At 70.3% G+C, this 256-nt stretch carries 1 protein-coding gene; it reads left to right on the top strand.

Annotated features, from left to right (window positions below; translation table 11 throughout):
- Positions 1-36: 36 nt before the first annotated feature.
- On the top strand, positions 37-256 hold a 220-nt coding region (locus tag SB756_RS32340), incomplete at its 3' end, for a peptidase dimerization domain-containing protein (RefSeq protein ID WP_410913538.1).

The raw sequence follows: 256 nt of genomic DNA, 5'->3' as shown, positions 1-256 counted from the left end.
ATCGAGGGCACCGAGTCCCATGCCGGCTCGACCCCGATGGCGAACCGCCGCGATGCGTTGACCGCCGCCGCCCGGCTCATCCTCGATGTCGAGGCGATCGGCCGTGCCCACGCTCCCGGCGTACTGACGGTGGGCCATGCCGATACCTTCCCGAACTCCCGCAATGTCGTCCCGGGCCAGGTCAGCCTGCAGATCGACATGCGCCATCCCAGCGAAGCCGGGCTGGACGCCATGGAAGCGGCACTGCGGCAGGCCG

Origin of the sequence: Pseudomonas sp. SIMBA_068 (assembly GCF_046534705.1) — a bacterium.
Classification (GTDB): Bacteria; Pseudomonadota; Gammaproteobacteria; order Pseudomonadales; family Pseudomonadaceae; genus Aquipseudomonas; species Aquipseudomonas putida.
This window is presented reverse-complemented; position numbering and strand designations above follow the sequence as displayed.